Below are 10639 nucleotides of genomic sequence, written 5' to 3' on the forward strand. Positions count from 1 at the left end.
GCGGCGCGCGGCCGTGCGCGCGGCGACCTCGTCGGCCGCGTCGATGTGGCCGCCGGGGAAGACGTAGGCGCCGGGCGCGAAGCTGGCAGTGGCCGAGCGGCGCGTCATCAGCACCTCGATGCCGGCCGCGGTATCGCGCAGAAGCAGCACGGTGGCCGCGGCGCGCACCGCCACCGGTTCGCGCTGGGGATGAATATGTTGTGTGGGACGAACCATGGGGCGATTATGGAGAGCCGGCGCGCCGGAGGTGTGTCGCGCATAAGCACATGCCGAAGCAGGTATGAGCATCGCGCCAGAATCCGGGCCTGCACCGCCCGAACCGAGGACCACAGCCATGCCCCCTTTCCACTTCCCGAGCCGGCACCTGCGCGCGCTGCTGACGGCCGCTGCATTGTGCGCGTCGATCGCGCCCGTGGCGCATGCGCAGGCCGATTGGCCGCAACAGCCCGTAACGCTGATCATGGGTTTTCCCGCCGGCTCCGGCGTCGACGTGGTGGCCCGCACCATCCAGGACCCGCTGACGCGCCAGCTCGGCAAGCCGGTGATCATCGACTACCGCGCCGGCGCGGCCGGCAACATCGCGAGCGAGTACGTGGCCCATGCCAAGCCCGACGGCTACACGCTCTCGTTCGGCACCGCCGCCACCCATGGCAGCAATGCCGCGCTCTACAAGAAGCTGCCCTTCGACGTCGAGGCCGACTTCGTGCCGGTGGCGCCGGTGCTCGACGTGTCGAACGTCCTGACGATCAACCCCGACGTCATCAACGTGAAGACGCTCAAGGAGTTCGTCGAGCTGGTCAAGGCCAACCCCGGCAAGTACAACTACGCCTCCACCGGCAACGGCGCCGGCACCCACATGGCCTTCGCCGAGTTCAATGCGCGGCTCGGGCTCAACATGGTCCACGTGCCCTACAAGGGCGGCCCCGAGGCCATCACCTCGGTGGTGCGCGGCGAGACCTGCTGCATCATGAACCAGGTCCAGACCATCCTGCCGCACTACAAGGCCGGCAAGGTGCGGCTGCTCGGCGTGACCACCGCCACGCCGGTGGCCGCGGTGAAGGAAGTGCCCACCATCGCCTCGAGCGGCCTGCCGGGCACCCAGGGCTTCGACAGCTCGATCTGGTTCGGCATCTTCGCGCCCAAGGGCACCGACGCGCGCATCGTCGAGAAGCTCAACGCCGCCGTGAAGACGGTGCTCGAGCAGCCCGAGATCCGCGAGAAGTTCGAGAGCCAGGGCAACACCATCCGCATCGAGACGCCCGCGCAGTTCCGCAAGACGGTGCACGACAACCGCGTGAAGTGGGCGGAGGTCGCGAAGGCGGCGAACATCAGCATCGATTGATGCCGACGGCCGCCGGCGTCTTCGTCAGAGCGTCTTGGCCAGCGTGAGGATGAAGCGCGGCTTGTTCGGCGAGTAGACCTGCTGCACGGTGTAGAAGCCGAAGTCGTACAGCGGGCCGGCCGCGGCGTTGTATGCGTTCTTCTGGTTCGCGCCCTGCACCGAGCCGGCGAGCGTGAGCCCGCCGCCGAAGTCGTAGCTGGCGCCCACGTTGTAGTCGACATAGCTCTTGTAGGCCGTGTTCCTGCGGATGTCGCTCGACAGGGCCGTGTAGCCCACCGCGGCCTTGAGCGTCACCTTGGGCAGGATCTCCTTGCTGTACGACAGGTTCAGGTAGCCGGTGTTGGTGCCCTCGAGGCCCGAGCCCAGCTTGTTGCCGGCGAAGCCGAAGTAGTCCTTCGACACCGTGTGCGAGTACTTCAGGGTGAAGGAACCGAGGCTCTCGTTGGCATAGGTGGCCGCGCCATAGAGCTCGGTGGTGTTGCCGACCGAGTTGCCCGGATAGATGTAGGTCAGCGCACCGACGTCCATGTCCAGCGGGCCGGCCTTGAACTTGTAGCCGCCGTACAGGTCGACCTCGACGCTGTTGCCCTTGAGCCAGTTGACGCTGGAGTTCCAGTTGCCGACATAGAAGCCGCTCTCGCCGAAGGCGTAGTCGAAGCCGCCCTGGATGGCGGGCTTGGCGCCGCGGGTCTTGGCGTAGTCGTTCCTGCCGAGCATGTCCTGGTCCTGGCCGCGGAACTTGTAGTTCGTGGTCAGCGCGATGTTGGCCGTGACCGGCGAGGCGGCCGGTGCCGGTGCATCGCCGGCCGCTTGCGCGAAGGCCGCGCCGGGCAGCGCGAAGGCGGCGGCGATCAGGGTGGGGAGGGCGAGTGCCGAGGAGGCGGCGCGGATCGATCTTTGCATCGAGAGAGCTCGGGGATGAAGGAAGAGCGACAGCGTAGGAGGGGGCGTATCAAAGCCGTGTAAAGACTTCGGGCCGCGGCGCAAAAATTGCGCATGCGGCGCACGGGCAGAATCCCTTGCCCGCGGACCTACCACCTCCCTCTTCGACCCGAACACCATGTCCCTGCCCGACACCGGCGAGCATGACCGCCGACTGGACGAATCGCTGCTGCGCTCGCTCCACGTGCTGCTGAGCGAGGCCAGCGTGTCGCAGGCCGCGGCCAAGCTCGGCGTGGCGCAGTCCGCGCTGAGCCGCCACCTCAAGGTGCTGCGCCAGCTCACCGGCGACGAGCTGCTGGTGCGCGTGGGCAACCGCATGGTGCTGACCGAGCGCGCGCAGGCGCTGGCCGTGCCCACGCGGCGCATCCTGGCCGACATGTCGCTGCTGACCGCCGAGGCCGGGCCGGTCGAGCCGCGCGAGCTGCGCCAGAGCTTCCGCATCGCGACCTACGACTTCCTGCCGCGCCAGTTCTTCGCCGACATCGCCGAGCGCGTGGCGCGGCAGGCGCCCGAGTGCGACGTGGTGATCCGCGGCCTGGGCTCGCGCTTCGAGCACTACCGCCAGCTCGCCGACGGCGAGGTCGACATGGTCATCACCATCTGGCCCGAGCTGCCCGGCCACCTGCGCGCCGCCAGCCTGCTGACCGAACCCATGGTCTGCCTGGTGCGCGAGGGCCATCCGCTGGCCAGGGCGCCGATGACGCTCGACGACTACCGGCGCGCGCGCCACCTGTCCTCGCTCGAGCACGTGCCGGGGCAGGGCACCATCATCGATGCACAGCTGGCCGAGCTCGGCGTGTCGGTCCACACGGCGATGCACACCCAGTTCCTCGGCATGGCGCCGGCCATCCTCGCGCGCACCGACCTCGTGTTCACCACCGGCCGCCTGCTGGCCGAGGACTTCGCGCGCCAGTACCCGCTCGCGATCGTGCCCTTTCCCGCGAAGATCAAGCCGCACCGCTACCGCCTCGTGTGGCACGAGCGCACGCACAAGAACCAGGCCATGCGCTGGCTGCGCGGCGAGCTGACGGCGGCCGCGCGCGAGCTGGCGCACCGGCCCAGGTCATGACGGCGCTGTCATAACCTGCTGCACAGCGCTGTGCTGGGCGCGGGCGGTGGGCGTGGCTATCGTCGCCGTCCATGTCCACCCCTTCCTCCCCCGCGCCGGTACGACCGGACCTGCTCGCCCGGCTGCCCAAGACCGACCTGCATTTCCACATGGCCGGCACCCTGCGCCCGGCCACGCTGGTCGCGCTCGCGCGCCAGTACGAACTGCCGCTGCCGCGCCCGGTCGACACGCTCTACAGCTACCGCGACTTCTACGACTTCATCGACGTGCTGCGCATCGCGGCGCAGGCGGTGCGCAGCAGCGCCGATTTCGAGCGCGTGGCCTACGAGGCCGTGGAGGACGCCGCGCGCAGCAGCAACGCGCGCCATGTCGAGCTGTCCTTCAACCCGCAGTACTTCATGCCCACGGGCGTGCCGTACCGCGTGCAGGTCGAGGGGCTGGTGGCCGGCCTGCGCGCCGCGCGGCAGGACTTCGGCTGCTCGGGCCTGCTGATCGCCTCCTTCGATCGCGGCCTGCCGCTCGACAGCGCCGAGCGCGCGATGGACGACATCCTCGGCCTGCGCTCGGACCTCGTCGTCGGCGTGGGCCTCGACGGCCCCGAGCGCGCGGGTCCGCCCGCCAGCTTCGCGGCCCTGTTCGAGCGCGCGGGCCGCGCCGGCCTGAAGCGCACCGCCCATGTCTGCGAGGACAACCAGACGCTCGAGGAGGCGCCGCCTTCGAACGTCGACGACTGCATCCACCTGCTGGGCTGCGACCGGCTCGACCATGGCTACAACCTGCTCGCCAGCGACGACGGCCTGCGGCGCGCGCGCGACCGCGGCGTGCATTTCTGCGTCTGCGGCATCACGAGCGTGGTGCGCAACCAGCGGCGGCGGCTCGACAGCGTGAAGCGCATGGTCGATGCGGGCCTGCCGGTCAGCCTCAACACCGATGACCCCGCGATGTTCCACACCGACCTCAGCCACACCTACGCCACCGTGCTCGAGGGCGGCGGCTGGGGTTGGGAGCAGGCGCGCGTCTTCAGCCTCGCGGGCGTCGATGCCTGCTGGCTCGACGACGACGCGAAGCGCAACCTGCGCGCCGATTTCGAACGCGAGATCGCCGCGCTCGAGCGCGAGCAGGCTGCTCCCTTGGAAACGAACCGCGACTGAAGGAACCCCCGCCATGCACCTCGACACCGCACGCCGCCGCGCACTGCTCGCCGCCCTGGCCTTCGCTGCCTGCACCACCGCCGCCATCGCGGAGCCCGCCTGGCCCGCGCGCCCGATCACCCTGATCGTGCCCTACGGTGCCGGCGGCAACGTCGACGTCATGGCGCGCTGGATCGCGCCCGAGCTCGCCACGCGGCTCGGGCAGCCGGTGGTGATCGAGAACGTGTCGGGCGCCGGCGGCGTCATCGGCACCGAGAAGGCCGTGCGCGCCAGACCCGATGGCTACACCCTGCTGCTGTCGGTCGAGAGCACCGTCGTGATCGCGAAGATGGTGACGCCCTCCACCGTGCGCTACGACGGCCTCGCCGACCTCGTGCCCGTCACGCTGCTCGGTGCCCAGCCGCTGGCGCTGGTCGGCAAGCCCGCGCTGCAGCCGAAGACCAGCGAGGCGCTGTATGCCGACCTCAAGGCCGCGCCCGGCAAGTACAGCTACGCGAGCTCGGGTGTCGGCACCTCGCTGCACCTGGGCGGCGAGCTGCTCAAGCAGCGCGGCGGCGTCGACATGGTCCATGTGCCGTACCGCACCGGCGTGCAGATCGTGAGCGACCTCAGCGGCAACCAGCTCGACCTCGCCGTGCTGCCGCTGTCGATGGTCATCCAGCAGGCGCGCGCGGGCAAGCTGCGCGTGTACGGCGTGATGGCGGAGAGCGCCTCGGCCGCCATGCCCGAAGCCTTGCCGCTGGCCAGCGTGCCCGCATGGCGCGGCGCCGACGTGTCGGTCTGGCAGGGCATCTTCGCGCCCAAGGGAACGCCGCCGCAGATCGTCGCGCAGCTGCATGCCGCGCTGGCGCAGGTACTCGCGAACCCGGGCGTGCGCAGGAACTTCGAGGAGGGCGGCGTCACGCCACTGGGCGCGGGGCCGAAGGAGTTCGCCGCCTTCCTGCAGGGCGAGGACGCGAAGTTCGGCGCGATCGTCGCGAAGGGGAACATCAAGGCCGAGTAGCGCGGTGGCCGCGGTGCTTCAGAATGCCGCGGCACCTGTCGCACTCCTCGTTCCTTCGCATTGATTCCCCTCGTTCATCTCATCGGTCCCGGTGGCGCCGGAAAGACCACCGTCGGCCCGCTGCTCGCGCAACGGCTGGCCTGGCGCTTCGTCGATCTCGACCAGGTCTTCATCGCGCAACAGGGCGATGTCGCGGCCTTCATGGCGCGCCATGGGTACGTGGGCTATGCGGCGCGCAACATCGAAACCTACGAACAGCTTCGCGCCGCGGCGACCGCGCCGACCGTGATCGCGATGTCCTCGGGTTTCATGACCTATCCGGCCAACGTGAGCGAGCGCTACCCGGCCTTGCGGGATGCGATCGAAGGCGATCCGCTCACCGCGCTGCTGTTGCCGTCCTTCGAGCTCGAGCGCTGCGTCGAACGCGTGGTCGAGCGCCAACTGGGCAGGCCTTACCTCAACGGCGACCGGATCAGCGAAACGCGGCGCATCCGGGAACGGCACCCGGTCTTCATGGCGTTGCGGTGCGCGCGCTTCCTCAGCGAGGGTGAACCCCGCGCGATCGCGTGCGACATCGAAGGCCTCGTGCGCCGCCGCCTGCCGATCACGCGGCAGGACGCCCCACCGATCCGCCGAGCGCCGCCAGCCACGCATCCATGTCCCGGTTGCGCGCCTCCAGCGCCTCGGCCATGAAGTCGACGAAGGCCTGGATGCGCGCGCTCAGGTGCTTGCGGTGGTGGTAGGCCGCGAGCACGGGAACCTCCTCGAAGGCCTCGCTCAGGAAGAGCGGAACCAGGCGGCCGCTGTCGATGTCGGCGCGCACGTGGAAGTCGCCGAGGCGCGCGATGCCGGCGCCGCCGCGCGCCATCTCCAGCAGCACGCCGCCGTCGCTGGCCGAGACATTGCCGATCGCGAGCTGTTCCCGCGGCATCTCGGGCCCGCCGACCTGCCAGTGGTTCCAGGCCTCGCGGCCCACGAAGTTGAGGCAGTTGTGGCGCAGCAGGTCCTCGGGCCGCCGCGGCGTGCCGTGGCGCGCGAGGTAGGCGGGCGAGGCGCAGACGATCCAGCGCACGGTCGACAGCTGCCGCGCCACCATCGAGGAGTCGGGCAGATGGCCCGAGTGGATCAGCACGTCGAGGCCCTGCTGCATCAGGCTGGGCGTGTCGAGGCCCACAAAGAGCTCGACGCGCACCTGCGGATGGCGGGCCAGGAAGTCCGGCAGCAGCCGCGCGAGGTCGTGCCGCGCGAACACGGGCGGCGCATGCACGCGCAGCATTCCCCGCACGTCGTCGTGTTCCTGCATGACGGCGCTCTGCGCGCTCTCGGCCGCTTCGAGCAAGGCCAGCGCCTTGCCGTAGAAGATGCGGCCCGCGGGCGTCAGGGTCACGGCGCGCGGCGTGCGGTCGAACAGCCGCACCTTCAGGCGCCCCTCGAGGCGGTCCACCAGCTTGCTGACGGTCGAGGGCGACAGGTGCCAGTCCTTGGCCGCCATCGAGAAGTTGCCGCGCTCCGCCACCCGCACGAACAGCGCCACGTCGCTGAGCCGGTCGATCTGGTTCGGTCGTTTCTCCATCGCGCCATCGTAGGCCCGGCGCCGGGCACGGTGAATATTCTTCACAGCTGAAGTGCCCGACTTTCGCTTGGCGCGCCGAGGGCGGCCCGGTCAGTATCGAGACCGACGGCCGCGGGAATGCAGCGGCCCGAACAACGAAACGGAGACGACAGATGAAGATCCTGCACCGGTGGCTGGCCGCGGCCGCCTGGGCCGCGATGTCGGCCGGCGCCGCGCTCGCGGCGCCTTTTCCCGCCAAGCCATTGACCATCGTGGTGCCGACACCGCCCGGTGGCACCACCGACCTGGTGGCGCGCCTGCTGGCCGAGAAGCTCAGCGCCTCGTTCGGCCAGCCCGTGGTGGTCGAGAACCGCCCGGGCGGTGCCACCACCATCGGTGCGCAGGCCGTGCTGAACCAGCCGGCCGATGGCTACACGGTGCTGATGGGCACCTTCGCGACCATCACCAATCCCTACCTCAACAAGTCGATCCGCGTGGCCTACACCGACTTCGATCCGGTCACGCTGGTGGTGAACACGCCGAACGTGCTGGTGGTGGGCGCGGCGTCGCCGTTCAGGTCGCTCAAGGACCTCGTGGCCGCCGAGAAAGCCAGGCCCGGCGGCGTGAGCTTCGCCTCGACCAGCAATGGCGGCTCGCCCCATCTGTCGGGTGCCCTGTTCAACAGCCTCGCGAAGGTGCAGCTGATGCACGTGCCCTACCCGGGCTCGGCCCCGGCGATCACCGACCTGCTCGGCGGCCACGTCGACACCATGTTCGACAACCTGCCGGCCTCGCTGCCCCAGATCCATGCGGGCAAGGTGCGCGCGCTGGCCGTCACCACCAGCCAGCGCGTGCCGGCGCTGCCCGAGGTGCCGACCTTCGCGGAGGCGGGGTTCCCGGGCTACGAGGTCAATGCATGGTTCGGATTGCTCGCGCGCAAGGGCACGCCGCCCGCGGCCATCGAGGCCTGGAACCAGGGCGTGAGGGCCGCGCTCGACATGCAGGACGTACGGCAGAAGCTGAGCGGCTGGGGCGCGATCCCGGTGGGCAACACGCCCGCGCAGTTCGCCGCCTACCTGAAGGCCGAGGACCAGAAGTGGGCGCGCGTCATCAAGGACGCGGGCATCCGGATCGATTGAGGGAGAAGACGCGATGAGGAACAAGACCAGCGTGCGCATCGGCTGCGGCTCGGGATGGTGGCGCGACCGGATCGAGCCGGCGGTCGTCAGCGCGAAGCTCGGGCAGCTCGACTTCCTGTGCTTCGAGACCATGGCCGAGGCGACCGTGTCCTTCGCCCAGGCGCGCAAGCGCGCCGACCCGGGCTTCGCGGGCTACGAGACCCTGCTCGAGGAGCGCATGCGACGCGTGCTTCCACATTGCCTGGCGCAGGGCACGCGGATCATCACCAACGGCGGCTGGATCCATCCCGTGGCGGCGGCCGAGGCCACCGCGCGCATCTGCGCCGAGCTCGGCCACCGCAACGTGCGGATCACCGCCGTGGTGGGCGACGACCTGACGCAGCGCATCTTCGAACTCGCCGACACGGTGATGGAGAGCGGCGCCGCGCTCGAGACGCTGCGCCCCGGCCTGATCTCGGCCGAGGCCTATGCGGGCGCCGACGGCATCGTCAAGGCGCTCAACGAGGGCGCGCAGATCGTGATCACCGGGCGGGTCGCCGATCCCTCGCTCTTTCTCGCGCCGATGATCCATGCCTTCGGCTGGTCGCCGCACGACGTCGACCTGATCGCCCAGGGCTCGGCCATCGGGCACCTGCTGGAATGCGGCGCGCAGGTGACCGGCGGCTACTTCAGCGATCCCGGCTTCAAGGACGTGCCCGATCCCTGGAACCTCGGCCTGCCGATCGCCGAGGTGTCGGCCAACGGCGATGCCGTGATCACCAAGGTGCAGGGCACCGGCGGGCGCGTCGATGCGCGCACGGTGAAGGAGCAGATGTTCTACGAGGTGCACGACCCATCGCTGTACCTGACGCCCGACGTGGTGGTGAATTTCCTGACCGCGCGCGTCGAGGAGATCGGCGAGGACCGCGTGCGCTTCAGCGGTGCCACCGGCCGCGCGCGGCCGCGCACGCTCAAGGTGTCGATGGGCTGCAAGGAGGGCTTCATCGGCGAGGACTGGTTCTTCTACGCCGGCCCGGGCGCGATGGCGCGCGCCGAGCTCGCCAAGCGCATGCTCGAGGAGCGCTTCCGCATGGTCGGGCTGGAGGCGCAGGAGCTGCGCATCGACTACCTGGGCGTCAACGCCGTGCATCGCGAGGCATCGCCGCCCATGGACCACGAGCCCTACGAGGTGGCCGTGCGCGTCTGCGCGCGCACCCGCACGCGCGAGATGGCCGAGAAGATCGGCGGCGAGGTCGACGGCATGGCCGTGTCGGGCATCGCCGCGACCGGCAAGCGCCTGCCGTTCAACGACCGCACGCGCGAGGTCATCGGCGTGTGGTCCACCCTGGTGGATCGCGACGCGATCGACTTCAGGCTCGAAACCATCGAAAGCTGAGACCATGCAGATCCCGCTTCGCTACCTCGCGCACAGCCGTTCCGGCGACAAGGGCAACATCTTCAACGTGGGCGTGTTCGCCTACGAGCCCGCGTTCCATCCGTACCTGGTCGAGCAGCTGACGGCCGAGAAGGTCAAGGCCTTCTACAAGGTGGCCGAGCGCGTGGATCGCCACGTGGCCGACAACATCCACGGCATGAACTTCGTGCTGCACGGCGCCCTGGCCGGCGGCGTCTCGCGCACGCTCGCGCTGGACAACTACGGCAAGGCCATGTCGAGCGTGATCCTGCGCATCGACATCGAGGTGCCGCCGGACATCGAGCGGTTGGTGCGGCGGCGGTTTCCGGCCTTGCCTGCCACGACGGGCCCGTCGCCCTAGCGCTGCGCCGGCGGAATCGCCTGCACCGAGGCGATGAAGTCCGCGAGCGTGTCGCGCTCCCACTTCAGATGCTTGCGCTGCACCGCAGCCGGCTGCTTGCCCAGGAACACCCCGGGCCGCCTTTCGGTCGCCGGCCGGATCGGCCGTGGCGCGAAGCCGCCGCCGCAGTTGGGGCAGACGTCGTGCAGCACGTTCTGCGCGCAGTCGGCGCAGTAGGTGCATTCGTAGCTGCAGATGCGCGCATCGGTCGCGTTCGGCGGCAGGTCCTTGTCGCAGTACTCGCAGTTGGGCCTGAGTTCGAGCATGGGTTCATCTCCGGAGAAAGGGCAGGGGGATGGCGCCGCGCGCGGGCAGCGTCATCGCGATCACGCCGGCCATGATGCACGCAAGCCCGGCCCACGCGGTGGGCGCGAGCCGCTCGCCGAGGAACAGCACGCCGATGGCCACGCCGATCGGCACGCGCAGGTAGGCCTGGGCGGAGGTCGACATCGGGCCGAGGGTGCGGATCAGCCGGAAGTAGATCGTGAAGGCCAGCGCGGTCGAGACCACGGCGAGCGCGAGCACGGCGGCCAGCGACGCGGCCGAGGGGGCGAGGGTCCAGGGGCGGTCGATCAGCAGGCTCGCGGGCAGCAGCAGTGCGGCGCCGCTCACGAGCGAGCCCGCGGCCGGCAGCATCGGGTCGAGGCC

At 70.0% G+C, this 10639-nt stretch carries 13 protein-coding genes; 8 read left to right on the top strand and 5 right to left on the bottom strand.

Annotated elements, in window-relative coordinates; all coding sequences use genetic code 11:
* Nucleotides 1–216: NUDIX domain-containing protein (locus tag AC27VN_RS20270; protein WP_490877667.1), on the bottom strand; the 216-nt coding region annotated here is incomplete at its 3' end.
* 118 nt (nt 217–334) lie between these two features.
* Here AC27VN_RS20270 and AC27VN_RS20275 point away from each other — a divergent pair.
* On the top strand, nt 335–1342 hold the full coding sequence (locus AC27VN_RS20275; RefSeq protein ID WP_398494481.1) for a Bug family tripartite tricarboxylate transporter substrate binding protein: 1008 nt from the start codon (nt 335–337) through the stop codon (nt 1340–1342).
* A gap of 24 nt (nt 1343–1366) precedes the next feature.
* Here the strand turns inward: AC27VN_RS20275 and AC27VN_RS20280 are convergent, their stop codons facing one another.
* Nucleotides 1367–2245, bottom strand: a complete 879-nt coding sequence (locus tag AC27VN_RS20280) for a TorF family putative porin (protein ID WP_490877668.1) — start codon at nt 2243–2245, stop codon at nt 1367–1369.
* A 157-nt stretch (nt 2246–2402) separates the two neighbouring features.
* Between AC27VN_RS20280 and AC27VN_RS20285 the strand changes: the two genes are divergently transcribed.
* The 4 genes from AC27VN_RS20285 (at nt 2403) to AC27VN_RS20300 (ending at nt 6200) form a co-directional block, all read left to right on the top strand.
* Entirely contained in the window at nt 2403–3353 is a 951-nt protein-coding gene (locus tag AC27VN_RS20285) for a LysR family transcriptional regulator (RefSeq protein WP_093355531.1), read from the top strand.
* A gap of 71 nt (nt 3354–3424) precedes the next feature.
* Nucleotides 3425–4504 carry an adenosine deaminase gene (add, locus tag AC27VN_RS20290; protein WP_490877669.1) on the top strand — a complete coding sequence of 360 codons (1080 nt, stop codon included), beginning with the start codon at nt 3425–3427 and terminating at the stop codon, nt 4502–4504.
* 13 nt (nt 4505–4517) lie between these two features.
* Nucleotides 4518–5507 (top strand): Bug family tripartite tricarboxylate transporter substrate binding protein, encoded by a 990-nt coding sequence (locus AC27VN_RS20295; RefSeq protein ID WP_490877670.1) that lies wholly within the window; start codon nt 4518–4520, stop codon nt 5505–5507.
* Nucleotides 5508–5567: 60 nt separating this feature from the next.
* Complete coding sequence (locus tag AC27VN_RS20300) at nt 5568–6200, top strand: shikimate kinase (protein WP_490877671.1); 633 nt, start codon at nt 5568–5570, stop codon at nt 6198–6200.
* Here the strand turns inward: AC27VN_RS20300 and AC27VN_RS20305 are convergent.
* Nucleotides 6112–7080: a LysR family transcriptional regulator gene (locus AC27VN_RS20305; protein ID WP_093355521.1), complete on the bottom strand. Its 969-nt coding sequence runs from the start codon at nt 7078–7080 to the stop codon at nt 6112–6114. The genes AC27VN_RS20300 and AC27VN_RS20305 overlap by 89 nt on opposite strands.
* Before the next feature lie 152 nt (nt 7081–7232).
* On the opposite strand from AC27VN_RS20305, the gene AC27VN_RS20310 reads away from it, so the two are divergent.
* The 3 genes from AC27VN_RS20310 to AC27VN_RS20320 are packed head-to-tail and all read left to right on the top strand — an operon-like array spanning nt 7233 to nt 9952.
* Nucleotides 7233–8198, top strand: coding sequence for a Bug family tripartite tricarboxylate transporter substrate binding protein (locus AC27VN_RS20310; RefSeq protein ID WP_490877672.1), 966 nt, complete (start codon nt 7233–7235; stop codon nt 8196–8198).
* Between the two features lie 13 nt (nt 8199–8211).
* Complete coding sequence (locus AC27VN_RS20315; protein WP_490877673.1) at nt 8212–9573, top strand: acyclic terpene utilization AtuA family protein; 1362 nt, start codon at nt 8212–8214, stop codon at nt 9571–9573.
* A gap of 4 nt (nt 9574–9577) precedes the next feature.
* A complete protein-coding gene (locus tag AC27VN_RS20320) occupies nt 9578–9952 on the top strand; it encodes an AtuA-related protein (RefSeq protein ID WP_490877674.1) in 375 nt (124 codons plus the stop codon).
* Here the strand turns inward: AC27VN_RS20320 and AC27VN_RS20325 are convergent.
* Both AC27VN_RS20325 and AC27VN_RS20330 read right to left on the bottom strand, forming a co-directional pair.
* On the bottom strand, nt 9949–10257 hold the full coding sequence (locus AC27VN_RS20325) for a DUF1272 domain-containing protein (RefSeq protein WP_431511474.1): 309 nt from the start codon (nt 10255–10257) through the stop codon (nt 9949–9951). The two genes, AC27VN_RS20320 and AC27VN_RS20325, sit on opposite strands and share 4 nt — an antisense overlap.
* Nucleotides 10258–10261: 4 nt before the next feature.
* On the bottom strand, nt 10262–10639 hold a 378-nt coding region (locus tag AC27VN_RS20330), incomplete at its 5' end, for an EamA family transporter (RefSeq protein WP_490877675.1).

It is taken from the genome of Variovorax sp. 20P10.2.4 (genome assembly GCF_058244205.1).

Coding starts and splice junctions, on each gene's coding strand:
- AC27VN_RS20310 (WP_490877672.1), top strand. CDS start 7,233: ATGAAGATCCTGCACCGGTGGCTGGCCGCGGCCGCCTGGGCCGCGATG.
- add (WP_490877669.1), top strand. CDS start 3,425: ATGTCCACCCCTTCCTCCCCCGCGCCGGTACGACCGGACCTGCTCGCC.
- AC27VN_RS20280 (WP_490877668.1), bottom strand. CDS start 2,245: ATGCAAAGATCGATCCGCGCCGCCTCCTCGGCACTCGCCCTCCCCACC.
- AC27VN_RS20305 (WP_093355521.1), bottom strand. CDS start 7,080: ATGGAGAAACGACCGAACCAGATCGACCGGCTCAGCGACGTGGCGCTG.
- AC27VN_RS20315 (WP_490877673.1), top strand. CDS start 8,212: ATGAGGAACAAGACCAGCGTGCGCATCGGCTGCGGCTCGGGATGGTGG.
- AC27VN_RS20285 (WP_093355531.1), top strand. CDS start 2,403: ATGTCCCTGCCCGACACCGGCGAGCATGACCGCCGACTGGACGAATCG.
- AC27VN_RS20295 (WP_490877670.1), top strand. CDS start 4,518: ATGCACCTCGACACCGCACGCCGCCGCGCACTGCTCGCCGCCCTGGCC.
- AC27VN_RS20275 (WP_398494481.1), top strand. CDS start 335: ATGCCCCCTTTCCACTTCCCGAGCCGGCACCTGCGCGCGCTGCTGACG.
- AC27VN_RS20325 (WP_431511474.1), bottom strand. CDS start 10,257: ATGCTCGAACTCAGGCCCAACTGCGAGTACTGCGACAAGGACCTGCCG.
- AC27VN_RS20320 (WP_490877674.1), top strand. CDS start 9,578: ATGCAGATCCCGCTTCGCTACCTCGCGCACAGCCGTTCCGGCGACAAG.